Source organism: Chryseobacterium sp. GM_Chr_2 (genome assembly GCF_026540445.1).
Lineage (GTDB): Bacteria > Bacteroidota > Bacteroidia > Flavobacteriales > Weeksellaceae > Chryseobacterium.
In genome coordinates this window covers 322,845-348,968 of record NZ_JALNUD010000004.1, presented here as the reverse complement: position 1 = coordinate 348,968, position 26,124 = coordinate 322,845, and the positions used below count along the sequence as shown (strand labels likewise).

At 34.2% G+C, this 26,124-nt stretch carries 25 protein-coding genes; 12 read left to right on the top strand and 13 right to left on the bottom strand.

The window, feature by feature from the left end; genetic code table 11:
• Positions 1–312 precede the first annotated feature (312 nt).
• Positions 313–2,760, top strand: coding sequence for a TonB-dependent receptor (locus OXQ85_RS09320; protein ID WP_267403866.1), 2,448 nt, complete (start codon positions 313–315; stop codon positions 2,758–2,760).
• A 196-nt stretch (positions 2,761–2,956) separates the two neighbouring features.
• Here the strand turns inward: OXQ85_RS09320 and OXQ85_RS09315 are convergent, their stop codons facing one another.
• Entirely contained in the window at positions 2,957–4,174 is a 1,218-nt protein-coding gene (locus OXQ85_RS09315) for a PQQ-dependent sugar dehydrogenase (protein WP_267403864.1), read from the bottom strand.
• Between the two features lie 109 nt (positions 4,175–4,283).
• Here OXQ85_RS09315 and OXQ85_RS09310 point away from each other — a divergent pair, with 109 nt between their 5' ends.
• The 4 genes from OXQ85_RS09310 (at position 4,284) to OXQ85_RS09295 (ending at position 8,503) form a co-directional block, all read left to right on the top strand.
• A complete protein-coding gene (locus OXQ85_RS09310) occupies positions 4,284–4,655 on the top strand; it encodes a BlaI/MecI/CopY family transcriptional regulator (protein WP_267403862.1) in 372 nt (123 codons plus the stop codon).
• A 3-nt stretch (positions 4,656–4,658) separates the two neighbouring features.
• A complete protein-coding gene (locus OXQ85_RS09305) occupies positions 4,659–6,044 on the top strand; it encodes a M56 family metallopeptidase (RefSeq protein ID WP_267403860.1) in 1,386 nt (461 codons plus the stop codon).
• A gap of 64 nt (positions 6,045–6,108) precedes the next feature.
• Positions 6,109–8,100 (top strand): excinuclease ABC subunit UvrB, encoded by a 1,992-nt coding sequence (gene uvrB / locus OXQ85_RS09300; RefSeq protein ID WP_267403858.1) that lies wholly within the window; start codon positions 6,109–6,111, stop codon positions 8,098–8,100.
• Between the two features lie 28 nt (positions 8,101–8,128).
• Positions 8,129–8,503 (top strand): VOC family protein, encoded by a 375-nt coding sequence (locus OXQ85_RS09295; protein WP_267403856.1) that lies wholly within the window; start codon positions 8,129–8,131, stop codon positions 8,501–8,503.
• 61 nt (positions 8,504–8,564) lie between these two features.
• Here OXQ85_RS09295 and OXQ85_RS09290 read toward each other — a convergent pair whose 3' ends face one another.
• From OXQ85_RS09290 to OXQ85_RS09275, 4 genes are all read right to left on the bottom strand, one after another.
• Positions 8,565–8,819, bottom strand: a complete 255-nt coding sequence (locus OXQ85_RS09290) for a DUF3820 family protein (protein WP_267403882.1) — start codon at positions 8,817–8,819, stop codon at positions 8,565–8,567.
• Positions 8,820–8,830: 11 nt separating this feature from the next.
• Positions 8,831–9,919 (bottom strand): AI-2E family transporter, encoded by a 1,089-nt coding sequence (locus OXQ85_RS09285; RefSeq protein ID WP_267403854.1) that lies wholly within the window; start codon positions 9,917–9,919, stop codon positions 8,831–8,833.
• On the bottom strand, positions 9,919–10,656 hold the full coding sequence (locus tag OXQ85_RS09280) for a beta-carotene 15,15'-monooxygenase (protein WP_267403852.1): 738 nt from the start codon (positions 10,654–10,656) through the stop codon (positions 9,919–9,921). The genes OXQ85_RS09285 and OXQ85_RS09280 overlap by 1 nt, the downstream gene beginning before the upstream one ends.
• Positions 10,657–10,727: 71 nt before the next feature.
• Positions 10,728–11,450: a hypothetical protein gene (locus tag OXQ85_RS09275; RefSeq protein ID WP_267403850.1), complete on the bottom strand. Its 723-nt coding sequence runs from the start codon at positions 11,448–11,450 to the stop codon at positions 10,728–10,730.
• A gap of 48 nt (positions 11,451–11,498) precedes the next feature.
• Between OXQ85_RS09275 and OXQ85_RS09270 the strand changes: the two genes are divergently transcribed.
• Positions 11,499–12,476 (top strand): aminodeoxychorismate synthase component I, encoded by a 978-nt coding sequence (locus OXQ85_RS09270; protein WP_267403848.1) that lies wholly within the window; start codon positions 11,499–11,501, stop codon positions 12,474–12,476.
• Positions 12,460–13,086, top strand: coding sequence for an aminotransferase class IV (locus OXQ85_RS09265; protein WP_267403846.1), 627 nt, complete (start codon positions 12,460–12,462; stop codon positions 13,084–13,086). Before OXQ85_RS09270 ends, OXQ85_RS09265 begins: the two co-directional genes overlap by 17 nt.
• A 2-nt stretch (positions 13,087–13,088) precedes the next feature.
• On the opposite strand, the gene menD is transcribed toward OXQ85_RS09265, so the two are convergent.
• Positions 13,089–14,762: a 2-succinyl-5-enolpyruvyl-6-hydroxy-3-cyclohexene-1-carboxylic-acid synthase gene (gene menD / locus OXQ85_RS09260; protein WP_267403844.1), complete on the bottom strand. Its 1,674-nt coding sequence runs from the start codon at positions 14,760–14,762 to the stop codon at positions 13,089–13,091.
• Positions 14,763–14,848: 86 nt separating this feature from the next.
• Between menD and OXQ85_RS09255 the strand changes: the two genes are divergently transcribed.
• Together OXQ85_RS09255 and OXQ85_RS09250 are read left to right on the top strand one after the other, a co-directional pair.
• Positions 14,849–15,799, top strand: coding sequence for a 2-oxoglutarate and iron-dependent oxygenase domain-containing protein (locus OXQ85_RS09255; protein WP_267403842.1), 951 nt, complete (start codon positions 14,849–14,851; stop codon positions 15,797–15,799).
• Between the two features lie 81 nt (positions 15,800–15,880).
• A complete protein-coding gene (locus OXQ85_RS09250; protein ID WP_267403840.1) occupies positions 15,881–16,042 on the top strand; it encodes a hypothetical protein in 162 nt (53 codons plus the stop codon).
• Between the two features lie 63 nt (positions 16,043–16,105).
• On the opposite strand, the gene OXQ85_RS09245 is transcribed toward OXQ85_RS09250, so the two are convergent.
• Positions 16,106–16,921, bottom strand: coding sequence for a GLPGLI family protein (locus tag OXQ85_RS09245; RefSeq protein WP_267403838.1), 816 nt, complete (start codon positions 16,919–16,921; stop codon positions 16,106–16,108).
• A 76-nt stretch (positions 16,922–16,997) separates the two neighbouring features.
• Complete coding sequence (locus OXQ85_RS09240) at positions 16,998–17,183, bottom strand: hypothetical protein (RefSeq protein ID WP_267403836.1); 186 nt, start codon at positions 17,181–17,183, stop codon at positions 16,998–17,000.
• Positions 17,184–17,335: 152 nt separating this feature from the next.
• Between OXQ85_RS09240 and OXQ85_RS09235 the strand changes: the two genes are divergently transcribed.
• Positions 17,336–17,638, top strand: coding sequence for a helix-turn-helix transcriptional regulator (locus OXQ85_RS09235; RefSeq protein WP_267403834.1), 303 nt, complete (start codon positions 17,336–17,338; stop codon positions 17,636–17,638).
• On the opposite strand, the gene OXQ85_RS09230 is transcribed toward OXQ85_RS09235, so the two are convergent.
• On the bottom strand, positions 17,635–18,681 hold the full coding sequence (locus OXQ85_RS09230; protein ID WP_267403832.1) for a PA0069 family radical SAM protein: 1,047 nt from the start codon (positions 18,679–18,681) through the stop codon (positions 17,635–17,637). The genes OXQ85_RS09235 and OXQ85_RS09230 overlap by 4 nt on opposite strands.
• A 121-nt stretch (positions 18,682–18,802) precedes the next feature.
• Complete coding sequence (locus OXQ85_RS09225; protein WP_267403830.1) at positions 18,803–18,997, bottom strand: hypothetical protein; 195 nt, start codon at positions 18,995–18,997, stop codon at positions 18,803–18,805.
• Positions 18,998–19,170: 173 nt separating this feature from the next.
• Here OXQ85_RS09225 and OXQ85_RS09220 point away from each other — a divergent pair, with 173 nt between their 5' ends.
• A complete protein-coding gene (locus OXQ85_RS09220) occupies positions 19,171–19,521 on the top strand; it encodes a hypothetical protein (RefSeq protein ID WP_267403828.1) in 351 nt (116 codons plus the stop codon).
• Between the two features lie 36 nt (positions 19,522–19,557).
• On the opposite strand, the gene OXQ85_RS09215 is transcribed toward OXQ85_RS09220, so the two are convergent.
• Genes OXQ85_RS09215 through OXQ85_RS09205 form a run of 3 tightly spaced genes read right to left on the bottom strand, consistent with a single transcriptional unit; the run spans position 19,558 to position 24,825 of the window.
• A complete protein-coding gene (locus OXQ85_RS09215) occupies positions 19,558–22,212 on the bottom strand; it encodes a hypothetical protein (protein ID WP_267403826.1) in 2,655 nt (884 codons plus the stop codon).
• A gap of 16 nt (positions 22,213–22,228) precedes the next feature.
• On the bottom strand, positions 22,229–24,028 hold the full coding sequence (locus OXQ85_RS09210; protein ID WP_267403824.1) for a WG repeat-containing protein: 1,800 nt from the start codon (positions 24,026–24,028) through the stop codon (positions 22,229–22,231).
• 2 nt (positions 24,029–24,030) lie between these two features.
• Entirely contained in the window at positions 24,031–24,825 is a 795-nt protein-coding gene (locus OXQ85_RS09205; protein ID WP_267403822.1) for a DUF2797 domain-containing protein, read from the bottom strand.
• A 163-nt stretch (positions 24,826–24,988) separates the two neighbouring features.
• On the opposite strand from OXQ85_RS09205, the gene OXQ85_RS09200 reads away from it, so the two are divergent.
• Positions 24,989–26,011: a GDP-mannose 4,6-dehydratase gene (locus tag OXQ85_RS09200; RefSeq protein ID WP_267403820.1), complete on the top strand. Its 1,023-nt coding sequence runs from the start codon at positions 24,989–24,991 to the stop codon at positions 26,009–26,011.
• The last annotated feature ends 113 nt before the right edge of the window (positions 26,012–26,124 follow it).

Here is a 26,124-nt window from a genome sequence, read left to right as displayed (position 1 = left end):
GGGGCTATGGTTCCAGTTGGTCGTTAAAAATTCAGAAAATATCCTATTCGTTTGTCATCCTGAAAGGATCTCGCCGCGAATCTTTCCATTATTTTTCTAATACTGTACGTAATAACAAACTGTGTTAAAATAACTTTTTCGAAAGTTTAAATTATTTTGTAAATCAACTCCATTCAATTTAAAATTTAAACGAAACTATGCTTTACATTTAATCATCATGTAATTTATCAAACAAAAGTGATTTGTATTGATGATTTAAAAACAAAATTTAATATTTTTGATTAAATCACCAATTTAAAACTTGACGAAAATATGAAAATTAAATACCTAAGCATTGTATTTTTAGGCACAACTTCCGTTTTATACTCACAACAAATCAATGATACAATTTCGAAAGAAGCTAAAATTGAGGAAGTTGCCATCACTGGAAGCCGAAACAAGAAAAGAACCGTTGTCGACACACCCGTCCCGATTGACGTAATTGATATCAAACAGGTTAGTCAATCGACAGGACAAGTTGAAGTCAATCAGCTTTTGCAGTTTGCAGCGCCTTCTTTTAATTCCAACAAACAATCCGGTTCGGATGGAGCCGATGCGGTTGATCCAGCAACTTTGAGAGGTCTAGGACCAGATCAGACTTTATTATTATTAAACGGAAAAAGATATCATCAATCTTCATTAATCAATCTTTTCGGGACAAAAGGCCGCGGAAATACAGGTTCAGATATGAACACGATTCCCATCGGGGCCATAAAAAGAGTTGAAGTTTTGCGCGACGGAGCCTCCGCACAATATGGTTCCGATGCGATTGCTGGAGTTATCAACGTGATTTTAAATGACCGAGATCACGGTTTTGAAGGAAACGCTTTTTACGGGGTTAATCTTTTTAAAAGTCCGGGTGATAAAGATGTTGTTTCAGATCGAAAAATAGACGGAAATACTTTTGATTTTTATGGAAATTATGGAACAAAAATAGGTTCAAAAGGCGGTTTCGGAAATTTTACCGCAGAATTTGTTAATAAAGAATATGCGATTCGAAATGCCAATCCCGAAAAGTATGATGCACCAAGACAAAGATTTGGAGATGCAAAATCTCAGAATTTTTATTTCTTCGGAAATATCGAAGTTCCGTTGTCAGACAATTTAAAATTTTATTCACGACAAGGGTTTTCTCAAAGAAAAACAGACGCTTACGCATGGACGAGAAGCGCAGACGCAGATGGAAATATTCCTGAAGTTTATCCGAATGGTTTTAATCCCATTGAAGGAACAAGCATCACCGATTTTACATTTGATAATGGTTTAAAATTCAAAGTGGCAGATTGGGATGTTGACTTTTACAACGCTTTTGGAAGCAACAGATTTACATATCAAATTGATAATACAATTAACGCGACTTTGGGAGTAAATTCACCGACGAGTTTCAATGCGGGAGGACATTCTTTGTTGCAAAATACGACTGGTTTTAATGCTTCAAAACAATTTAGCGTTTTAGAAGGTTTAAATATCGCTTTCGGATCGGAATTCAGATATGAAAAATTCGATATTATTAAAGGCGAAGAAGCTTCATACGCCATGTACGACGTGAACGGAAATGTAGTCACAGCAAGTACAGATCAAAGTTTATTGGTTACCAATCCTTTAACAGGAGATGTAAGACCGGGAGGTTCGCAGGGTTTTCCGGGATATTCTCAGGAAATTAGTAAAAGTAGAAATAATTTTGCCGCCTATGTTGATACTGAATTAGATATCACAAAAAACTGGATGATAAGCATAGCCGGAAGATTCGAAAATTATAACGATTTTGGAAGTACATTGAACGGAAAATTTGCAACAAGATATAAAATAACTCCTCAATTGGCTTTTCGAGGATCGTTTTCTACAGGTTTCAGAGCGCCTTCTTTAGCTCAGAAATATTATAGCTTACAATTTACAAATTTCCAGGGAGGAGATTTGGTGACGATTCAGTTGGCTTCAAATGACAGCGATTTGGCGAGAAGAGTCGGAATTTCTCAATTGAAACAAGAAACTTCTGTCAACGGTAGTGCCGGATTTACTTTTAATACAGGAAAATTCACCGCAACTATTGATGGATATAATATTAAAGTAAAAGACAGAATCGTTTTAACAGGGAATTTTGCAAGAACAGATCTTCCTACAGATGTACAAGCGGATTACCCTTTCATCGATCAGGCGCAGTTTTTTGCGAATGCGATTGATACACAAACTAAAGGTATCGATGTGATTTTAAGCTATAATCAAGATATTGGGAAAGGAAAGCTGACTGCCACTTTAGCAGGAAATTACAACGATATGGAAATCACAAAAGTGAATACTTCAGACAGACTGAAAGGAAGTGAGGAAATTTACTTAAGTCCGAGAGAAAGAGCTTTTATTTTAGCTTCTGCCCCGAAAACAAAGATTAATTTAAATCTGAATTATAAAATCAATAAATTCAATGCTAATCTACAGTTGGTAAGATTCGATAAAGTCACTTTGATCGGTTATAGCGGCGCAGACGATTATCAGATTTACAATCCAAAAGTAACCACTGATCTTTCTTTTGGGTATGAATTTTCGAAAAATATTACGTTAACAATTGGAAGTAAAAATTTATTCAACAGATATCCAACTTTACAAAAAACTGCCGTTTCAGATGGAAATACGGAAGCCGGAGGGATTTTTGATCCCGTGCAAATAGGATTTGCGGGGAGACAGGCTTTTGCTAAATTTAATTTTAAGAGTTCTAAGATTTTTTGACGCAAAGGTTTTATTTTCCATTAAATAATATTTTCAAAGTTTGTCATCCGGAAAGGATCAAAATATAGTATTAGAGAGTAGAATTAAAAATCGTGTTTAGATCACAAACGTGATGGTTATTTCCAGATATAATATGCTTAAAAAGCGGTTCGGGCTCAAAACAAAGTTTTGAGCCCGAACCTAAATATATAAAAGACTATTTCTTTGAAATTTTATACAATTTTCCGCTGTCAGTTACAGCATAAAGACTACCATCACTTCCATTCAAAACATCACGAAAACGTTCTTTTTGATCTTCCAAAAGACGTTCTTCTCCGACCACTTTATTATCTTTCATTACAATTCGGTTGATGTGTTCTCCACTTAAACAACCGATCATTAAATTTCCTTTCCATTCATCGATATTTCCTATGTAAAATGTAACGCCACTTGGTGAAATTACAGGATCCCAATAATAAACAGGCTGTTCTGTTCCTGCTTTTTGTGTCGTTCCGTTGTTGATTTTATCTCCGGAATATTCAATTCCATACGTCACATCGCCCCAACCATAATTTTTTCCTGCCTGAATTAAATTAATTTCATCACCGCCTCTAGGTCCCATTTCAACATCCCAAAGATTTCCGTTTGGATCAATCGCCAAACCTTGCGGATTCCTGATTCCATAAGCATAAATTTCAGGTTTAAATCCGGCTTTTCCAATGAATGGATTTCCTGGAGCAGGTTGCCCATCTTTGGTAATTTTTAAAATTTTACCTAAATAATTATCTGTCTTTTGAGCATAAACTCTCGTCTGTTTGTCTGATCTTTCGCCTGTACTCACAAATAAATTTCCATCTTTATCAAAAGCTAATCTGCTTCCGTAATGTTTATCTCCATCGTAAGTTGGAGTCGCTCTGAAAATTACTTTTACATCAGAAATATTTTTTAAATCAGATGAAATTTTTCCCTTCGCAACGGCAGTATGATTTCCTTTTTCATAAGGTTCAGAAAAACTGAAATAAATGATATTATTCGTTTTAAAATCAGGATCTAAAGCTACATCCAACATCCCGCCCTGCCCTTTTGAGTCGACTTTTGGAAATCCTTCAATTTTTGAAACCAGCTTTCCGTCCGTCGAAACAACATTCATGTGACCTCGTTTATCCGTAATTAAAAATCTTCCGTCTGGTAAATTGATAATTCCCCAAGGTCTTCCTAAATCTTTATTTAAAACTTCAACATTGTACGGAGTTGTAGTTTTTACCGCTTTTATTCGGGTTTGTCCGGCAAAAGCAGGCTTATATTCGGGAGAGTTGGGTTTTTCGGTTTCTACACTGCCATCTTTAGCCACTTGGGCAGTGGCATTATTCTTTTGACATGATGAAAGAATTAGAAATAAACTGAATGCTGAAATATAAAATGTATTGAATTTCATAGAAGTACAATTTGGTGGTTTTAGAATTGAATGGAAAAATAATGCCATAAAATTTGTGGGTTTAAATTTTTATTCTACATTTGTAGAAACAGATAACAAAACGTAGAGCATGAAAGAAATAAAACTCACTGATTCTGAAAAAATAGTTATGGAAATTATCTGGGAAAAAGAAAAAGTTTTCATGAAAGATATTCTAGAATCTTATCCTGAGCCCAAACCTGCCACCACAACCATTGCCACGCTTCTGAAACGCATGCAAAATAAAGATCTGGTAGGTTATAAATTGTATGGAAATTCCCGCGAATACTTTGCAAAAGTAGCCAAAGGGGAATATTTCAAGGAAGAAATGACTTCTATGATTGACCGTTTTTTCAACAGCTCGGTAACACAGTTTGCCTCATTTTTCACATCAAATGCCAAACTGTCTCAAAAGCAACTGAAAGAACTTCGTGAAATAATCGATGAACAGATAAAAGAATAAGCCATGATTTTAATTTTTATTAAAATAATTCTATGCTCTTCTTTATTAATTGCATTGTATTATTTGCTTCTGGAGAAAGAAAAAATGTATCGATTTAATCGGTTTTTTCTGATTTCATCATTGATATTTTCCTGTCTTGCGCCGTTGATATCCATTAAAACAGAAAACCCGAAACCCATCAGCAGATCAAGGATTATTGTTGAAGATGCCACGCAGCAGATTTTAGATTTAAGCCAAAAAGAAGAAAACTTCAATTGGATTAATTTAATTGTGGCTATTTATGGAATCGTGACTTTATTTCTCTTGACCAAAGCAATTTATTCTATTTTCAGAATTAAAAAAATTAAAGGAAAGAAAATAGTCTATCAAAATCACAACGTGATAGTTACAGAAAATCAACTTTCGCCTTTTACATTTTGGAAAACGATTTATTTAGGCAAAAATTATCTGATTAACAATACTATAGATTCAAGGGTTTTCCTGCATGAAAAGAGCCATTTAGAACAAAAACACAGCTTCGACCTTCTTTTTATCGAATTTTTAAAGATCTTGATGTGGTTCAATCCGGCTTTATATTTTTATAAAAAAGCAATCATTACCAATCATGAATTTTTAGCTGATGAAGCCGTTTTAATGAACGATTTCAACGTAAAAGAATATCAGGAATTGATTCTTGATGAAATTATTTCAGGACAAAACTATAACCTTACGCATACATTTAATTTTAACAACACCAAAAAACGATTTATTATGATGAACAGAAAAAAATCTAAATTAACGGGATTCAAAAAAGTTATTAGTATTCCGATGTTAATCGTGGCTTTCGGATTATTTGTGCAAAGAACATATGCTAGTGATCTGCAGCCTAGTCATGAATCCTTTACTCAAAAAACGAAGCCTGAAAAAACACAACAGCCAACGACATTTCAGCAAATTGTTGACGACACCAAAGAATTGCTGGAACAGAAGAAGGTAACAAATACAAATGATGAAAAAATGATTGCAGATACTATTCGTCCGAAAAGTAAAAACTCCTCACAAGACACTACTCTGCCTAAGCAGGAAATTGCAACAGCAGAAACGGAGAATATTACTAATCCGGTTTATCCTGGAGGAATGAATCAATTAAGATCTAAAGTTGCTAATACTTTTGATAGCTCAAAACTCGGATCTAGCAAAGCAACCCTGAGAACAGACATTGAATATGTTATTAACGAAGAGGGAACCGTAGAACATTTAATGGTTACAGGAGATAATGAAACCTTCAACAACGAAGCAAAAGCAGCCTTTATAAAGGCAAATGAAGGCATCAAATGGCAGCCCGCAATAAAAGACGGTGTTGCGGTGCGCTATACCTTAAGACTTCCTTTAACCATGACCTTTCAATAGTTTTTATGAATAAATTTAACAAGAGTCCGATTCAGGACTCTTTTTTATTTCATAAATTTGATATATGAATTTTAAACTTCAATCAGAATATCAACCTACCGGCGACCAGCCGCAAGCCATAAAAAAACTTACCGAAGGAATAGAAATTGGTGAGAAATATCAGACTTTACTAGGGGTAACGGGTTCCGGAAAAACCTTTACCGTTGCCAATGTTGTTCAGAATGTTCAGCGTCCCACATTGGTTTTGGCTCATAATAAAACCTTGGCAGCACAGCTTTTCATGGAGTTTAAAGAGTTTTTTCCAGAAAATGCGGTTGAATATTTTGTAAGTTACTACGACTATTATCAGCCCGAAGCCTATATTGCCACAACGGGAACTTATATTGAAAAAGATCTGAGCATTAACGAAGAAGTAGAAAAACTACGTCTTTCCGCCACGGCAAGTTTGCTTTCCGGAAGAAGAGATGTATTGATTGTTGCCTCAGTTTCATGTATTTACGGTATCGGAAACCCGACAGAATTTCACAAATCATTAATTTCACTTGCCATTGGTGAAAAAGTAACTAGAACAGCTCTTCTTCATTCATTGGTAAGCGCTTTGTATTCCAGAACACTAAGCGAGTTTCAACGAGGAACATTTCGTGTAAAAGGTGACGTTATTGATGTTTTCCCAGCCTATGCTGATAACGCGATACGAGTTCAGTTTTTTGGTGATGAGATAGAAAAAATACAAAGCTTCGATCCGGTTTCGGGGAATGTGACCGATAATTTTGATCAGATTCAGATTTATCCTGCCAATCTTTTCGTAACCTCAAAAGATACCTTAAATGGCGCCATCAGAGAAATTCAGGATGATATGGTAAAGCAGGTAGATTTTTTCAGTTCCATAGAAAAACCACTGGAAGCCAAAAGATTACAGGAAAGAACCGAACTCGACCTTGAAATGATCAAAGAATTGGGTTACTGCTCTGGAATTGAGAATTATTCACGATATCTCGACGGTAGATTACCCGGAACAAGACCTTTCTGCCTGATCGATTATTTTCCGAAAGATTTTTTAATGGTTATTGATGAAAGCCACGTTACTGTTCCGCAGGTTCATGCGATGTATGGCGGCGACAGAAGCAGAAAAGAAGCGTTGGTAGAATATGGTTTCCGACTTCCTGCTGCAATGGATAACAGACCATTGAAATTCAATGAGTTTGAAGACATTCAAAATCAGGTTATTTATGTTTCGGCCACCCCGGCAGATTATGAAATGGAGAAAACAGGCGGTGATTATGTAGAACAAATCATTCGACCGACAGGACTTTTAGATCCTATTATTGAAGTTCGTCCATCATTAAATCAAATTGATGATCTGATGGAAGAAATTCAGAAAAGAGCCGATGCCGACGAAAGAGTTTTAGTAACAACTTTAACCAAGAAAATGGCGGAAGAACTGACCAAATATTTCACGAAATTCGGAATCCGAACGAGATACATTCACTCAGATGTAGAGACTCTGGAGCGTATTCAAATCATGCAGGATCTGCGTGTTGGATTGTTTGATGTTTTAATAGGCGTAAACTTATTAAGAGAAGGGTTGGATTTACCTGAAGTTTCTTTGGTTGCCATTCTCGATGCCGATAAGGAAGGAATGCTAAGAAGCAGAAGATCAATGATTCAGACGGTTGGTCGTGCAGCAAGAAATATCAACGGAAAGGCAATTTTATATGCCGATAAGATCACCAAATCGATGCAGGCAACGCTTGATGAAACGGAATACCGTAGAGCCAAACAGATGAAATATAATGAAGACCACGGAAAAGTTCCTACTGCTTTAAATAAAAAGATCTCAGAAAACTTAGTCGGAAGAAGTAAAGATTTTCCTGATGAAAAATATACTCAAAAACAAATTTTACAGAAAGTTGCCGAAACAAAAGCTACGTATGCCACGGAAGACATTGAAAAAATGATTGTTGAAAAACAAAAAGAAATGGAAGCTGCTGCAAAAAATTTAGATTTCATTAAAGCAGCTAAGCTGAGGGATGAAATTGCGGCCCTGAAAAGTTAAACTTGAATCAAAATAAACAATAATTAAAATGAAAAGAGTAACGGGCATCGGGGGAATTTTCTTTAAATGTAAAGATCCAAAAGCCTTAAAAGAATGGTATAAAACTCATTTGGGAATTGATGTAAACGACTACGGAGCAACTTTCGACTGGAAAGAAGTTGCAGACTCGAATGCAAAAGGTTCTCTGACTTGGAGCCCTTCTCCTGAAACAACAACATATTTTGAACCTTCTGCGAGAGAATTTATGATCAATTATACAGTTGATAATCTGGAAGCTTTGGTTGAAGAGCTGAAGAAAGAAGGTGTTACAATTTTAGATGAAATAGCAACTTATGATTTCGGAAAATTTATTCATATTCTGGATTTGGAAGGGAATAAAGTTGAGCTTTGGGAACCGAAGTAATTGGAATTATTTGATATAAATATAGTTTCGGCGGCACCAAAGGTGCCGCCGAGACTATATCCTAGAACTTATAAGTCTTTGTTTTAGGTTTTTCATAGCTCACCGCTCCACCACGAATCGGAGTCAGCAAATCCATCAAACCATTTAATTTTATTTCATAAATGGTCGAAAGTTGCATTCCCAATTTTCCGGGAGGCATTCCTTTGCGGTAAAACCATTCAAGATAGCTTATGGGTAAATCTGCCAGAATTGTGCCTTGATATTTTCCAAAAGGCATTTTTACGACACAGATTTCATTTAATATTTCAGGGTTTATTCCTTCCACTTTTATACTATTATATCAATTTTATTTTCAAGATCGTCATCTTCATTGTTGGGCAATGCTAAATCGGGCGTATCATCATCTGAAAATTCATTTCTGTAAACCTGAATTAACAAAAGCGTCAGGGAAATCAGAATCGGACCGAAAATTAATCCCATAAAACCAAACAAATTCATTCCCATTATAATTCCGAAAACGGTATTTAAAGGGTGAATATCTTCTAATTTTTTCAAAAGCGTAAAACGCAATACATTATCCGTTAAACCGACAACGATGATACAATACGCTGCCAATCCCAATCCAGTTGCCGTGTCGCCACTCGCGATCATGTAAATACAGACCGGAACGTAGATAATCGCTGCCCCAACAACAGGAATCATAGATGCCGCTGCCGTTAATGCAAAAAGCAAAACCGGACTTGGAGCTCCAAAGATAAAATATCCCACAAGACCTACAAGACCTTGCCCCAGTGCTACAACGGGAATACCAATGGCGTTTGCCATAATCAGCTTTCGCATCTTTTCGCCAATCAAAGAAACATTTGATCTTTTTAGCGGTGCTGAAGAAGCCAGAATTCTTTCAAAAAAACGTGGTCTTTCCAGCATAAAGTAAAGAATAAAATACATAGACATAATCACTGTCAACGTATTGAAAGTACTGCTTAAAGCTTTAGTAGAAAACTGCCCGACAGAACTTTTCAGCTTATCCATATTTTCTTTACTGAGAATATCAAAACCAACTTTAGAATAAATATAGGTATGAATTTTTTCAAGAAATACATTAAACTTATCCATATAGGCCTGCGCATTTCCTAGCTTTTCAATTAGAAGATCGGCAATGAAATAAATCGGTAGAATAAGAATGATTAAACTGGCAAGCATTAAGACTAATGATGAAGCCCACGGTTTCCATTTTTTTTCTTCCTGTAAATAGAAATTGTATTTTCGGCAAACCACATAAATGGTGATGGCTCCTAAAACTGATGGAATAAAAAGGGCTAGATTAAAACATATCAATCCCGCCAACACTAAAATGATGGCAAGCAAAAAAACCTGCTTTATTTTAACGCTGCTAATTTGTTCTCCTTTGTTCATTATTGTTTATATAATATTTGTCTTGGTTTTCCTAAAAAGGCGCAGTAAAGAGAATACATTACTACCATGATGAATGGGGCGGTTGCGATAATTCCTATTCCGCAAAGAATGATTCCTGCGAAGGAAATTAACAATCCTAAAAATGTTGCACCCAAAAACGTTCCATAATTTTCTTTGGCAATATTGTAAGACTTGCCTAAAGCTTCGGTTGCTGAAGCATTTTCAAACAAAAGAATAGGATATCCCAACATCAACAAAGGGAAAACAAAAAAGAATGGGAAGAAACACAACCACATCGAAACGGTTGAAATAATTCCTGAAAGAAGACTATAAACCAAAATATTAACAAAATTCTGACGATAGCCTACAAATAAATCTGAAAACTCGATGGCATTTTTTGTATTGAATTTATTGACAATAAAAATCAATCCTACATACAACGGTGCCAATAAAATATTCAACAAACCAGATAAAGTAAGATAGGTTGAAAATCCCGGTGCATTCCAATAGCTGAAATCGGTAAAATCGCCTCCAGCATCTCTTATTTCTTCGGCAAAGTTTGCGGAATTAAAACCACTGATGGTTTGTATCAAAAATCCACCGATGAGATAAATAATCATAGCAACAATAGCATAAAGAAAAACACCTTTATACATCTCGAAAGCATGCGAAATAATAGATCCCGTATCTCTGGAAGGTACAGATCCCTGTTGATCGAATTCGTTAAAGTCAGACATTGTTTAATATTTTAGTGATTTTATCAAATTTAGCTTTTTTTGATAAAACTTATCGTAAAACAATCTGAAATTTAACTTTTCTCTGAAAAAACAGTTTTATATAATGAATAAATCATCGCATTCCAAAACGGGAAAGTGAATAATCCACCTATTAAAAATAAGGCAAAACCGATGTATTTAAAGAAAAAAGCAACCATTACACACACCAAAATTTCAACAAAGAACATTTTCAATGCTTTAAAGCTTAATGCGATGGCTTCAAACGTTCCCTTTCCTGTATAAAACATCAACGGTGCAGCAAATAGTGTCACAACCACCCAAACAACGGGTAGAATAATGGTTTGAGCTACCAAAAGGTAAGTAAACATCCAGAAAATATAAAACCCGATGTATTTGAAGAAATTAATTCCGCTATAACCCGCAAAAATATCACCCAATTCCAACTTCTCCTTTAGATCGATCTTCCTGAAAATCTGGAAAAAACCAAGGTTTAAAGGATATAAAAAAATAAAGGTTGCTAAAATTCCGTAGGTGAAACTCTGATAACTTTCCGTGGCACTTATTTCGGTAATTTTTTTCATGTATTCTGTTGTACCGATTTTAAAAGAGTCTGCCAGCTCCTGATTCATCGCCCAAATTCCGTATCGGGAAGCGAGAAAGAAAAACGCCGTAAAAAATACTGCAAAATAGATAATGGAAAACACCAGCTGATAAACCAATGTCTTATTCCAATAAAAAAAAGCCTGCTTTAGTATAAAATCAATTCCCGGTTTCTGAGGATATTTGTTCTGCATTAAAAAAAATTTATGCAAAAGTAAACATCTAATAATTATTTTTGCCGAATGTTTTCAGTGAATCATCAAAAATTTATGGAAATGGACGAACTTTCTCTTCAGAAGGTTCCCTATTTCTTCATCGTAGACTTCCTTACAGAAAATGTAGAAATCTTCAAAGAAAATGAAATCGAAAAATCAGGCTTATTGATTGATTTTCAAAACTTTTCAAACACCAAAAAGCAAGAAGAATTACAGAAAAATATAGAATGGAAATCATTTCCTGAGACGATGGAAAATTTTAAACTTGGCTTTGATAAAGTTCAGAAAAATATTCGTTTAGGAAATTCTTATCTGGTAAATTATACTCGAAAAACGAAAATTGAAACAAATTTAACACTTGAAGAAATTTTTTATCATTCTCGTGCAAAATACAAGGTTTTTTATAAAGATTTTTTCGTATTTTTTTCTCCTGAAACTTTTGTGAAAATCATCGACGGCAAAATTTTGACTTATCCGATGAAAGGAACCATAGATGCGTCTTTGGAAAATGCGGCAGAAATTCTGAAGAACGATAAGAAAGAAAAAGCAGAGCACTACACGGTGGTAGATTTGCTTCGAAACGATTTGAGCATGGTGGCAGATGATGTGAAGGTAGATCAGTTTCAACACATTGATTTCATTAAAACAAAACAAAAAGATTTGTATGCCATGAGTTCTGAAATTTCAGGGGTTTTAAAACCTGAATTTGATGGAAAAGTAGGAAGTATTATGCAAAAACTGCTTCCGGCCGGTTCTATTTTAGGAGCACCAAAACCAAAAACCTTGGAAATCATCCTGAATGCCGAAGGGTTTGACAGAGGATATTATACGGGAGTTTGCGGTTGGTTTGATGGTAAAAATGTAGACAGCTGTGTGATGATCCGTTTTATTGAAAAAGAAGGGAAAGAACTTTATTTCAAAAGTGGCGGCGGCATCACTCACATGAGTAAATTAGAAGACGAGTATCAGGAAATGAAAAATAAAATTTATGTCCCAATTCATTGAAAGCATTAAAGTAGAAGATCAGGAAATTTACCTGTTGGAGTATCACCAGAAGCGTGTAAATCAAACCTTTGCCCATTTCGGGAAAGAAGGTTCTATCGATTTAAAAAAAATATTTGAACATCTTGAGCATGACGAAGATGGGCTTTTCAAATTTAGAATTGTGTATGATCTGGATAAAAAAGTGCGTACCCAAATGATTCCTTATGCGATTCCGGAAATTGAAGATTTTCAATTGGTTGAGAATAACAGTTTTGATTATTCCTTCAAATTTGAAGACCGAAAAGAGCTGGAAAGAATGAAGATGAAATCTAAAGCAGAGGAAATTATCATCGTGAAAAACAACCACATTACTGATACTTCTTTTTCGAATCTTTTGTTTTTGAAAGGTAAAGAATGGTTTACACCCAACACTTATCTTTTGAATGGAGTTCAAAGACAGGATCTTTTAAAATCAAAGGAGATTAAAGAAACTGAAATCACGTTGCAAAATCTGAAACAATTTTCACATTTCCAATTGATTAACTCTTTAAATGATTTTGATGAAAACTTCATTTACCCAATAGCCCGAATTATCAATCTACCGGGTAATGAAGAATATTTGGATCTTTAATTTTATTTCATAAATTCAAAATAAGCCTTTAGAACGTCAGCACTATTTTTACCATAGGTGTTGACTTCTAATATTTTAGGCTGCAAATCTGGCTTGAAGAAATTTTCCAGCACCCTGTCTAGCGTTGGCTCATCTTCCACTTTGGTGTAAGCAAAACCGAAATGTTTAGCAATACTTTCTGCATGCTTTTTATGCTTCGTTGCGATAAATTCGTCCAACGTATTTGGATTGGCATTTCCTGGCCCCGGAATAATTTTGAAAATATTCCCTTCTCCGTTATTGAAGATAATAATTCTTACAAATGGCGGAATATATTGATTCCAAAGTCCGTTAATATCATAGAAAAAGCTTAAATCTCCTGTAATCAATAAGGTTGGATTAGCATTTTTTATCGCAAAACCCATCGCTGTAGACGTAGAACCGTCTATTCCGCTGGTTCCTCGGTTGCAATACATTTTCCTTTTCCCGAAATCGAACAACTGCGCATAGCGAATCGCCGAACTGTTGCTGAAATGAATATTATAATTTTCAGGAATGGTTTGAGAAGCTTTATTAAAGAAATAGAAATCGGAAAATTCAACTCTATTTAAATATTGCTCGTGTTTCGCATCTTTTTTATCTCTTAAAACATCCCAAAGATTGAAATAAGGTTTAGGCTCAAGAGTTACGAAGTTTAGTAATTTTGAAAAGAAAACTTCAGGTTTTACTTCAATTTTCTCCGTTAAAGCAAAATATGTATCCGGCTGCCAAACCTCATCCAGATGCCAGTGCTGCCTCGGATGTGCTTTTCTCAAAAACTGTTTCACTTTTTTAGAAACAACATTTTGCCCCACCGTAATCAACAAATCCGGAGCGTAGGTTTTAAAATCTTCTTCCGTGAAATTGTAAATATAACGGTCGATATGCTTAAAAAACTTTTCGTAATGCAAATTAGAATTCGCTTCACTCAAAACAACAACCGAATGATTTTTAACCAATTGCGTTAATTGATTTTCCAATTCCGGGCTGTAATTTCTGGTTCCAACTAACAACAAAATTCTTTGTGAAGTATTCCAGTCAGCTACTAAATTAGACGGAATTTCATATTCTTTATGTTTGAGTGTTTTTTCCACACTTGGGAAAGTGGGAAGTTCTGAAACCAATTCATACAAAGGTTCTTCCAACGGAATATTGATATGTACTGGCCCCTGCTTTTCAATACAAAGTTCAATGGCTTTTTTAATAATATCAAAATTGATATCTTCTGCATTTTCTTTACTGTCTTCCAACAACTGGAAATCTCCGTAAGAATGTTGATGAAAAAGTTGATTCTGTCTAATGGTTTGTCCATCGAAAATATCTACAAAATCCGTAGGTCTGTCGGCTGTTAATATCAACAACGGAATATTAGAATAAAATGCTTCTGTAACCGCAGGATAATAATTGGCCGCCGCCGAACCACTTGTACAGGTAATGGCTACAGGTTTTTTCTCGCTGATCGACATTCCCAGAGCGACAAAAGCTGCACTTCTTTCATCCACAATACTAAAGGAATTAAAAACACCCGGCATCTCGGCAAAATGAATTGCTAAAGGTGCATTTCGGGATCCCGGAGAGATCACCACGTCTGAAATTCCATATTGCTGAAGAAGATGTGCAAGTATCTGAATACTTCTCTTAGAAGAATATTTTTTCATATCACAAATTTAGTTTATAAATACCTAATTCTAAAAACATTTAATTTAAAAAAAATGTAATTTTGCAGTCACGTTAAATTTCTAAAATGGACAAAATACCTAGTGTAGACCTGCGTGATTTCCTTTCGGGTACCCCGGAACGCAAACAGAAATTTGTAAATGAAATCGGAAAAGCTTATGAAGAAATTGGTTTTGTAGCCTTAAAAGGCCATTTTCTTGATGACAACCTTGTAGATGACCTGTATGGTGAGGTGAAAAACTTTTTTGAACTTCCAACGGAAACGAAACTTAAGTATGAAATTCCCGGAATTGGTGGCCAAAGAGGTTATGTAGGATTTGGAAAGGAAACTGCAAAGGGTTTCAAAAAAGGAGATTTGAAAGAGTTTTGGCATTTCGGACAATATGTGTCTGATGATTCCAAATACAAAAGCGAATATCCTGAAAACGTAATCGTTGAAGAACTTCCAAAATTCAACGAAGTAGGTAAGGAAGCTTACCAGATGCTTGAGAAAACAGGACAATATGTTTTGAGAGCTTTGGCTTTGTATCTTGGTCTTGATGAATTTTATTTTGATGATAAAATTGCAGAAGGAAATTCTATCCTTAGACCTATTCACTATCCGCCGATCCAAGAAGAACCTAATGACGCTGTAAGAGCTGCTGCTCACGGAGACATCAACTTAATTACTCTTTTAATGGGTTCTCAGGGGAAAGGTCTTCAGGTTCAGAATCACAACGGAGACTGGATTGACGCAATCGCAGAACCAGACGAATTGATGATTAATGTTGGTGATATGTTATCAAGACATACCAACAACAAATTGAAATCAACGATTCACAGAGTGGTAAACCCACCAAGAGAATTGTGGGGAACTTCAAGATATTCTATCCCTTTCTTTATGCATCCTGTAAGCACAATGTCATTAAATGCACTTGAAAACTGTGTAGACGAGAACAATCCTAAATTGTACGAAGACACCACAGCCGGAGAATTTTTGCATGAAAGATTGGTAGAATTGGGATTGATAAAAATTTAACTGTAAAATATACCACAGTTGTTTGAGTTAATCAAATTTTAATTATCTTTACTTAAGTATCAAATTTATAATTAAATCATTATGAAAAATCTAAAAAAACTAAGTAAAGGCCAATTAAAATCAATTACCGGAGCAGGAGGTGTAAAATTTCCGGAACCAGAACTTTGTATGTACGCTTGCAACGGAGTTGTTATCTGTGCAGCTTGCAGTGATGATTTCAAATGCCCAGTAGATGATATGTAAGATCTAAAATCATACATTATAAGAAAACCGCTCCTTTGGGAGTGGTTTTTTGTTTTGTGAAAATTATATTTTCAGGAGGTCGATCTCCAACACATTATTATCTTTTTTAATCTTGTTTTTAAAAAGTTTTTCTTCATCTCTGAAAACCTGCTCTCCCGTTCGGAAATTTCCGCTGGTATCTGTTTGATCAGGATATCTGCCGCGTAAATGTTTCAGGGGATCTTTTCTATATTCTGTATATATTTTTTTGTATTCTTGCTGAGTAATCTGTTTCGTGGGCTTTGAATTTTCGGTTGAAGGATAATCTTCATTACTTTTAGACTTTATAATTTGTATAGCTGTAAAAACATGATTTTTTTCATTATCTTCCACCTTTAGAATAATACCCGGAAGCCCTTTAAACTTATAGGGTCCATCCTGAATAGGAATATCGGAAGCAAACCATGCCATCCAAACTCTACCGCCAAAACTGACTTCAGCACTTGTCACAGAATGACCTAAAATATTACTTTTCTTATTGGTAATCTTCCAGTTTATTTCTCTTCCGTCTGCAACACTATATACTGTAGAGTTGACTTTAGTGATCATATTCACCTCATTATTCTGAAGGTTTTTTATGATTCTAAAATTAATATATTCACGATTGGGAGGCATATAAAACAATCCTTTCTTCTTGTAAGCCACAGCTGTAGAATCTACATTGTAATTTCTGTAGCTGTAAAATTGAGAGTCTTTCTGATGTACATCCAAGAACATATATTCTTTGCTAATGACCTTGAGAAGCGTACTATCAGGGATAAATTCATATTGATAAATAAACCTTGTCGTCTGTGCGAATGAATAATTAAAAACAAAAAATAAAATAAATAATATTCTCATGAAATAGGCATTAGTTTAACAAAAAAAAGACTGTTATTCAAAAACAACAGCCCTATGATTTTTAAGGTTTAAGCCATTAAGCCGGAGTTAAAACTGCTCCTTCTACACAACTTAGATTTCCTCCTGTTGAGTGATCGTGGTGTACGGTAGAACTACAGTTGCTAGTTCCTTTCCAGCAGCATTTGTAATCTCCTGACGGTTGTGCCAAACCTCCTTTTACTGTCTTTAAATCTTCTCTTAAAAGTTTCTTTAGATTTTTCATAAGAATAATTATTAATTTGTTTTGTGTCATCAGCGACATTCAAATGTATCAAACTATTTTCTCATGAAAAACCGAAAATTATAGCTTTTTACAGGCTATATTTCAACATTTAAAGAAATATTGCTAAATTAGTATAAAACTGTATAACTCGAATGAAAAACACTAAATTAATTTCGATTCGGAAATCGAAAAAAATCTCACAGGCCGATGTTGCCACGTATCTGAAAATTAGCCAGACGCAATATCAGAAAAGAGAAGCCGGGAAAATAAAAATCACAGCCTACGAATGGGAAAAAATTGCAAAACTGCTAGACATTGATCTTGATGAAATTAATGTGAAAAACAATCACACAGTTCATGAAAAAAGTCTCGCCGAAGAAGTTTTATTTTTAAAAGAAAGAATAAAAAAACTGGAATTAAAAATAAACCTTAACACAAGCAATAATATGCATTAATCAAACAATCTCAACTGCTGATCTTTACTCCCCGTAAAATCCTTCACAGACAACTTCGGAAACTCTTTACTCTCAAAAAACTTTTTCCTTCCGATTTTGAATGTATTATGAACCATCTCTGCTATATTACCCTCCCCTTTTTGTCGGTCGAAATATCTTTTTTCACCCAGCTTTCCGCCACGCATAGAACGGATTAAGTTTAATACCTTCTGCGCTCGATCCGGAAAGGCAGTTTCAATCCATTTTACAAAAACAGGCTCCACGGCATCATTTAACCGAACTAATGTATAGCCAAAACTCTGAGCACCAGCTTCAGAAATCGTTTTTAAAATAGTTAAAGGTTCATCACTATTTAATCCCGGAATGATAGGCGCAACCATCACATGAACCGGAATATTATTTTCCGATAAAATTTCTATCGCTTTTAATTTATTTTGGGCAGAACTTGTCCTCGGTTCCATTTTTCTTCGAAGATCTTCATTAATTGTCGGAATACTTAACGAAACAGAAACCAGATTTTTCTCCGCCATAGGTTTCAGAATATCAAGATCTCGTAAAACCATCGCATTTTTTGTCAGAATATTGACAGGATGTCGGTAATCAAGACAAACCTGCAGCAATTGTCTGGTGATTTCGAATTGTCGTTCGGCAGGCTGATAACAGTCTGTATTTCCGGAAAGTAAAATCGGAGCAGGCTGATAGCCTCTTTTCTGAAAAAATTTTTCCAGTAATTGTGGCGCATTCTTTTTCACCATAATTTTTCTTTCAAAATCAATTCCCGCGCTGTAGCCCAAGTATTCATGCGTTGGCCGTGCAAAACAATAAGCACATCCGTGCTCGCAACCCTGATAAGGATTCATGGAATACTCCATCGGAAGATCTTCACTTTTAACCTGATTCACAATTGTTTTTGGAAAAACTTCGGTAAAAGTAGTTTTCATTGTTTCGAAATCTTCATCTTCAGGCTCATAAGTATATTTATCGAAACGGTTGATAACATTTCGTTGTGCCCCCTGCCCTTTTATGATATTTTCGTTCTGCATTTCAGGTGTAAAATTAGAATGGAAATTTTATATAATCACACCTTTGAATGTTAAAATTTTACACAAAAAAATCCAACACCGTGACAGTGCTGGATTTAAACATAATTAATATATTTTTTTACTACTTCAGTGCGTAAAACTCCACGCCATGATATTCATCGTCGTGGTATTTTTCATCAAAGTGTCTGTGATAATCTGAATAGGTATCACTATATTTTTTGTCTTTTTTGTGTAATATTTTTTTGATGCCGATTATGCTTAATACTGCCAAAAGACCAACTCCTCCTGCCAGTAAAACTCCAACTTCTTTTTTCATATTTTGTCCGATTTATTAAATTGTCTATTGCAAAAAGCATACCTATTTCTTCTAATGTCATTATAATTTTTGTTAACATTAAAAATTATTTACGCAAAGAATAATATTCATCAAACTACCACATTCACAATGCCAATGGTTTAATTGTTGCACTTATTAAGAAAAATATTATTATGGAAAACCAAGAAAATATTGACAGAATGACAACGCTCAGTCAGGTCATGGAAAAGCTAAGAGGAAGAGGAATTCACAGAGAATTCAGAATGAATGAAAGTTGTGAAATGCAACTCGAAAATTCAGAAAAAAATTATGAACCCTCAGATTTAACGATCTTAAAAACATACCGTTTTGAAGGCGACAGCAATCCTGCAGATAATGTTGTCCTTTATGTACTAAAAGACACCACCGGAAATATCGGAATGATCATCGATTCTTACGGCGCAGAAAGTAATTATCCCGGTGAAGATTTTGATAAATTTTTAAGAGATATTCCGGTAGAAGAGAGCGAAGAATATAATTTTTAAAATAAAAGCGATCTAACTTTATATACAATCCGAAACTTATTCCATTTCGGATTTTTCTTTTTTCTTGAATATACCTTTCAGAAAACCTTTCTTTTCTTTATCATCGTTTTGAGGTTTTGGCTCATCTTTTTTAGCTTTAATCTGTTCTTTCACCTCTTTTACAGATTGTTTCATATCTTTCACAGCAGCCACAGTATTTTCAACTTTTTCCTTGGTTTTGTCTACGTTTATTCCAATTAAAGTTTTCTTCAAACCTTGTTCAATTCCTTTCCAGAAAAGATTAAAGAACGATTTTGTAGGGTCACGCTCCACATCTTCAATAGTGACCGATTGTGGCAGATTTCCAGAATCAGATTTCACCAAAAGATTAGCAACCGCCGTCAGCAAACCTTTTTTCTCCTGATTATTTTTATCCAAAATTGCCACTTTCAGATCTTTATGTTTAAGATTAAAAGTTCCGTTCAGACCTCTTGGATTTCCTTTAAAATTAAAAAGCATTTCCTGAATGGTTCCTGTAGCCGTTACGTGTAAATACGGACGAATAAAAGGATTGATCTCTGCAGCAGGAAGATTTGAAGCTCTTCCTGAAATATTGAAAACATCGTTGGTATTGGCCACATCAAAATTCCAGTTAACAGACAATGGACCCTGATCCATAAATGAGCAATCGATCTTTATGTCAACACGCGTGGGTTTGCCTTTTGTTTTTGCCGAGTTTAAATTTTTAACATTCATATTAAAGTTGCTGAACGTCAGTTTTCCCGGTCCGGCACTTTTCGGTGTATCTTCTTCGTATACCAAAATAGAGTTCTTCAAATTCAGATTGTTAACAAACATCGGAATTTTTATAGATCTCAACATCCTCGAATATAACGGTTTTTCTTTAGGATCATCATTCGGAATTTTACTTCTGAAAATATTCGCATCTGCCGATTGAATAGTGACATTATTAGCATTGATGAATTTATTCTGGGAAAACAAATCCCAATTTCCATTAGCTGTAATCTGACTGGCCTTCAAATCATATAAATCTCGTTCAACAGGAATCATTTTGATAAACTGAGCTCTCGAAACAAGAGGTTTCATCGCAAACTGGTTGATCTGAACGCTATTTTTATTCAATTTTAAAAGCCCGACGCTCATATTGTAAAACTTCGTTTTGTATGCAAAATTTTTCGTCGTCAGAAAGTAATCTTTCACCTTAATATTATGCCCGTGGTTATTGGGTTTAGACTGAATATCAATATCATTAACGGTCGCATTTAATTCATTAAACACAAGCGGTTCATTGCCTTTATCATATGTGATATTTGAATTTTTCAAGGAAACTTTTCTCACCAAAATAGAATTCACCTTATTTTCTTTCGGTGTTTTTTTGATTTTATTTTCTCCCGCTTTTATCGTTCCGTTAAGATGATCGATTAAAACATCTTTAACATCGAGATTCAATTTTTTATCAATAAATTCAAACTTATTAACAGTAAAAGCAACAAGATTGGTTTTAAGATTCATTGCTCTTTTCCCCGGATCATTTGTATTCGGAGTGACAGAAATATTTCTTAATTCACCATTTTTGGGACTCAAACTCATACTTCCAACATTGAAGTTTTGATGATTGGAATACACAATATCCTTACCCGAAAACTGAAAACTTTTGTATCCCACCGGAATAACTTCCGATGCCGTTTCTTTATCGAATTTTAATTGATTGATGTCTACATTCAGATTTCTGGCAAATAATAATTTATTTCCATCTGGCTTCATCATCTGAACCGTGGCATTATTGAGTTTAATATCATCCAGATTCAGCTCAAAATTCAATGGTTTTGAAGATTTTTTCTCAGGAATAGCATTCGTTGTGTAAACGGTAACCGAGGGATTCTGAAAATTGGCATTTGCCAAAGAAACCTTATTTTTTTTCAACACAATATCTTTAAATTCCATTTTAGGAATCTCAAACTGAAAAAGTTTTGATTTTTTAGGATAAAACCTTTTAAACTGATCGAATGTAAACAGAGGATTTAATCTGAAATTATCCACCGTCATCTGCCCGTTAGAAGTTTTTATCGAATGGATTGTGACAGCATACATCGTATTCGGTCGGAAGAAAAAATCTTTTCCCTGAATATCATATTTATCAAAAACAACAGGAAGTTTATTTTCTACCGATTCTTCCGTCATCTGAAGATTTTCGACAAATAAATGAAGCTGCCTGATCGATAAAAACTCTTGTTTTGTATGCTTGAAAATAGTCACAGAACCATCATTGATTCTTATATTCTCAAAGGAAACAGGGTTTCTCTTTTTACCCGTTTTTCTATCGACAGGCTTTGCTAAAATGATATTTAAATTAGGCTTCGACAACAGCAAATCAGAAGAACTAATCTGCTTATTGAAAAGAGCATCATAAATACCAAAACGACTAATTTTTAAAGTATCAATAGTTCCCTGCAAGCCGATAACGTTTACATTTTGAGGATTTTTACTATTAACACTGATTCCAGAAGACAAAATATTTCCGGAAATCAAATCAACCTCCAGCGTTTTGTAAGAGACTTTGTAATCTGTATTATTTTTGATGTAATTGGGAAGCTGGGTTTTAAGCCAAATATTCAATCCAAAGTTAGCCAGCAATACAATTCCTAGCAAGCCGGCAAAAGCGATTAAAATCTTTTTAACCCATTTGTTCATTTTACATATTTTGATGTTAGGTGTTATTTTTATATTCCTTTTCAGAAATTTCTTTTAAAATTTTTCCCTCTAAATTTATGAGAAAATACTTTCCTTCTCGCTTAGAATAAAATTCTTTATTCTTTTCTTGAGAATAGCCAAAATATCTGTGTGGTTTTATTTCATCAAAAATAAATTGACACAACACTTTATTATCCAAATCTAATATCCCCGATTTACTATTTCTTGTTGCAAAAATCAAATTTTCTCTTTGAACAAACTTATCATAAATAGGAGGAATTACTATCTTAAATGTATATTGGTCAATTAGTCCGTATTTTCCATTTTTTTTAATGAAATGTTTTTTTTCAGGACCATATTCAACCCAATTAGATATTTCGTCATATTCTAAAGGTAAAAGATTATTTTTATTAATGTCTATAATTCCTAGTTTTTTATTTTTAGAAACGATAAGTATATTATGATCATAATAAACTGGTACTACTGAATTATATCCACCAATGACAACATTGTTATTAATATCAATCACCGTTCCATCTGCTATGAATAAATTTTTATTAAGCTGATATTCTTCATCAAATTTATCATAGAGAGCATATACAACCTTGTACTTTAAAGGTATTTTTACTTTTCCTTCTTCTGAAATAACACCTAACAACTCTCCTTTTTGCGCCAATAAAAACCGTGTTTTTTCAATTTTTATTAAATTATCATACTCAAAAGGAACAAGAATATTTCCTCGCCAATCAACAATACCTATTCTTCCTTTTAAATTTTTATAAGTAAGTGTTGGGTTATTATTCGAAAAATCGTTGTAAACAGGCTCAAAAGACTGTCCGATTTCTTTCAATTCTTTATTAAAGATATGATATACCTTTCCTTTTTTGGCATTATAATATTCCGAAAAAGAATGATTATCATCAAAATATTCTATAAAATCATATTCTAACGGCACCTTAAAACTTCCATCTGTTTTTATAATACCATATCTTCTATTTCTTTTAACAATAGCATTTTTAAATGTATCGAAAACGCTTGCATAATCAAATTTATTATTAGAAAAAGCAGCTTGGCCTCTTTTGTTAATAAACTCATATTTATTATCTCTTTCCGCTAAAGCAGCTCCATTTTCAAAAAAAGTAGATTGATCTCTAGTAAAAACATCTTTAGAAAAATCTGTGATATATGCTCTTTTAAAACTTGTATAAATAAAATCAGTAAGTTGCTTGCCTTCATTGTCAAAAACAGCCCACTTTCCATTTTTATTCACAATCACATTATCATCTTTCTCTTCCTGCGATACTTTATCATAAACAATAGGAATAATCTCTGCACCTTTTCTATTAATAAAACCTGATTTTCCGTTCTTTCCTACCGCACACAATCCATTTGAACTAAAATAATTAGCATGTTCATATTGAATAGGTATAACAATATCTCCTCTATTATCAATAAATCCCCATTTTCCATTTTTTTTAATGGCTGCTAGACCTTCTGAAAAAATTCGAATCTCATCGTAATCTCCTTTCAACCTAAGATTTTGTTTTGTTATAAAATATTTTTGATTATTATTTTCAGCATAAGCTAAACCATTTGTGAAAGGATTAAGAAAGTCATATTCAAAAGGAATCATGACCAGACTATCTTTATTGATAAATCCCCATTTATTAGGGTTCTTCAAACTTATTCTCATCCATCCAGTTTCCTTATCAACTTCTTTAGTGGAAATATTTTTATTTGAAAAATCTAATTTTTCCTGAGATTTTGATTGATAAGAAATAAATACAGCAAAAAATAGAAAGATTATATTTTTCATGCTTATGAAATGATCAATTCTACCACATACCCTTCATGTCCTCTTATATTAATAAACTGTGTGTTGTCGAATTGTAAATATTGTCCTTTAATCCCTGTCAGTTTTCCGGTAAACTCAGGTTTCTTATCCAAAGTAAACGAGGTTATTTTTTCAGGTTTTTCGTACGGATAATCGAATTTCCAGAGATTTTCACCTTCGCTGTAAAATTGCTGAAAATCCTGAGGAAAGTATTCTTTTATTTTCTGTTGAAAGTCCTGCAGATCCACTTCATCTTCAAAATCATCCTGAAGCATTTTTCTCCAGTTTGTTTTATCTGCCAGATGTTCTTTTAAAGCCACTTCTATCATTCCTGCTTCATAACGGTTTTCAGTTCTTGCAATTGGTAAAGCAAATGTTGCCCCCTGATCGATCCATCGTGTCGGAATTTGTGTATTTCTAGTCACTCCAACTTTTACATCTCCCGTATAGGCCAGATAAACGGTATGCGGCTGAATCTGGATTTCTTTTTCCACTTCAAGATCACGTTCGGCAATGCCCAGATGCGCCGTAGAAAGTTCGGGGCGGATAATGGTTTCGCTGGCATACGGACTTTCAAAAAAACAGCTTTTGCAAAACCCCATTCTGTAAATAGGCTTATTTTCTCCACAGTTCACACATTGAAATCCTGTATGCTTTATCGTTAATTCTTTTCCGAACAATTCATTCATATGAATCAGATCACCCGAAAGATTAAGATAATATTGAATCGGCTCATCATTAAAGCTCGTCATTTTTAAAATTTGCCCTTGAAACTGCATAAAATAGATACTTGATTAAAAAATTGAAAGATGAAAGAGTTGAAATAAATTATAACTAAAGCTTTATTCAATCCATTTATTTCATCTTTTATATATGAATTCAAATGTAAGATTATATTTTCAAAAAGTAAATGTATATTTTTGTACCACTAAAAAATCACGAATGATTTATCTTGTAACAGGAGGAAGCGGATTTATTGGTTCTCACTTGGTAGAACAATTATTAAAAAAAGGACATTCTGTCATAAACATTGACAATTTTGATGATTTCTATAGTTATCAGATAAAAATTAAGAATACTTTAGAATCAATCGGGAAAAATTCGGATTTTACGTTTTTTGATAAAGAAAATGACATCCGACAGCTGATTTCAATTTCAAAATCAGAGAATTACACCTTGTATTATCAGGACATCCGTGATAAGAAAGGCTTGGAAGAGATTTTTAAAAACCATAAGATTGATTTAATTATTCACCTTGCAGCGCTTGCCGGCGTTCGACCTTCCATTGAAAGACCTTTGGAATATGAAGAGGTAAATGTTCGAGGAACGATGAATCTTTGGGAATTATCTAAAGATTTTGGTATTAAAAAATTCGTTTGCGCATCATCTTCAAGTGTTTATGGCAACAACGAAAAAGTACCTTTTGCCGAAACAGATAATGTTGACAATCCTATTTCACCATATGCCGCTACTAAAAAATGTGGTGAAATTTTAGGTCATGTGTATCATGATTTATATAAAATTGATATGATCCAGTTGAGGTTCTTCACGGTTTATGGTCCGAGACAAAGACCGGATCTGGCTATTCATAAATTCACCAAATTAATCTCAGAAAACCAAGAAGTCCCTTTCTACGGCGACGGAACAACGGCCAGAGATTATACCTATGTTGATGATATTATTGATGGAATTACAAAGTCTGTTCACTATTTAGAAAATAATTCAGATGTTTATGAAATCATTAATTTAGGCGAAAGCCAAGTGATTAATTTAAATGAAATGCTTTCAACAATAGAAAATGCACTGGGAAAATCTGCCATCAGAAAAAATCTGCCAATGCAGCCCGGAGATGTCCTGAAAACCAATGCCGATATTACCAGAGCTAAGACATTAATTGGCTACAAACCTGACACCAACTTCCAAAATGGCATAAAAAAATTTGTGGAATGGTTTTTGAGAAAATGACATCGAGTATGTCTACAGCACAGTAATAATGCTTCCTGTAGCGTATGATGAACAAAAATTAATAAAAAGAATTGAAAATCAGGTATAAAAAAGCATATAATATAAGCTATTTT

Coding starts and splice junctions, on each gene's coding strand:
- OXQ85_RS09210 (WP_267403824.1), bottom strand. CDS start 24,028: ATGAAAAATATAATCTTTCTATTTTTTGCTGTATTTATTTCTTATCAA.
- OXQ85_RS09255 (WP_267403842.1), top strand. CDS start 14,849: ATGGACAAAATACCTAGTGTAGACCTGCGTGATTTCCTTTCGGGTACC.
- OXQ85_RS09275 (WP_267403850.1), bottom strand. CDS start 11,450: ATGCAGAACAAATATCCTCAGAAACCGGGAATTGATTTTATACTAAAG.
- OXQ85_RS09310 (WP_267403862.1), top strand. CDS start 4,284: ATGAAAGAAATAAAACTCACTGATTCTGAAAAAATAGTTATGGAAATT.
- OXQ85_RS09285 (WP_267403854.1), bottom strand. CDS start 9,919: ATGAACAAAGGAGAACAAATTAGCAGCGTTAAAATAAAGCAGGTTTTT.
- OXQ85_RS09320 (WP_267403866.1), top strand. CDS start 313: ATGAAAATTAAATACCTAAGCATTGTATTTTTAGGCACAACTTCCGTT.
- OXQ85_RS09235 (WP_267403834.1), top strand. CDS start 17,336: ATGAAAAACACTAAATTAATTTCGATTCGGAAATCGAAAAAAATCTCA.
- OXQ85_RS09245 (WP_267403838.1), bottom strand. CDS start 16,921: ATGAGAATATTATTTATTTTATTTTTTGTTTTTAATTATTCATTCGCA.
- OXQ85_RS09305 (WP_267403860.1), top strand. CDS start 4,659: ATGATTTTAATTTTTATTAAAATAATTCTATGCTCTTCTTTATTAATT.
- OXQ85_RS09215 (WP_267403826.1), bottom strand. CDS start 22,212: ATGAACAAATGGGTTAAAAAGATTTTAATCGCTTTTGCCGGCTTGCTA.
- OXQ85_RS09265 (WP_267403846.1), top strand. CDS start 12,460: ATGTCCCAATTCATTGAAAGCATTAAAGTAGAAGATCAGGAAATTTAC.
- OXQ85_RS09200 (WP_267403820.1), top strand. CDS start 24,989: ATGATTTATCTTGTAACAGGAGGAAGCGGATTTATTGGTTCTCACTTG.
- OXQ85_RS09205 (WP_267403822.1), bottom strand. CDS start 24,825: ATGCAGTTTCAAGGGCAAATTTTAAAAATGACGAGCTTTAATGATGAG.
- uvrB (WP_267403858.1), top strand. CDS start 6,109: ATGAATTTTAAACTTCAATCAGAATATCAACCTACCGGCGACCAGCCG.
- OXQ85_RS09295 (WP_267403856.1), top strand. CDS start 8,129: ATGAAAAGAGTAACGGGCATCGGGGGAATTTTCTTTAAATGTAAAGAT.
- OXQ85_RS09280 (WP_267403852.1), bottom strand. CDS start 10,656: ATGTCTGACTTTAACGAATTCGATCAACAGGGATCTGTACCTTCCAGA.
- OXQ85_RS09230 (WP_267403832.1), bottom strand. CDS start 18,681: ATGCAGAACGAAAATATCATAAAAGGGCAGGGGGCACAACGAAATGTT.
- OXQ85_RS09240 (WP_267403836.1), bottom strand. CDS start 17,183: ATGAAAAATCTAAAGAAACTTTTAAGAGAAGATTTAAAGACAGTAAAA.
- OXQ85_RS09225 (WP_267403830.1), bottom strand. CDS start 18,997: ATGAAAAAAGAAGTTGGAGTTTTACTGGCAGGAGGAGTTGGTCTTTTG.
- OXQ85_RS09315 (WP_267403864.1), bottom strand. CDS start 4,174: ATGAAATTCAATACATTTTATATTTCAGCATTCAGTTTATTTCTAATT.
- menD (WP_267403844.1), bottom strand. CDS start 14,762: ATGAAAAAATATTCTTCTAAGAGAAGTATTCAGATACTTGCACATCTT.
- OXQ85_RS09270 (WP_267403848.1), top strand. CDS start 11,499: ATGTTTTCAGTGAATCATCAAAAATTTATGGAAATGGACGAACTTTCT.
- OXQ85_RS09250 (WP_267403840.1), top strand. CDS start 15,881: ATGAAAAATCTAAAAAAACTAAGTAAAGGCCAATTAAAATCAATTACC.
- OXQ85_RS09220 (WP_267403828.1), top strand. CDS start 19,171: ATGGAAAACCAAGAAAATATTGACAGAATGACAACGCTCAGTCAGGTC.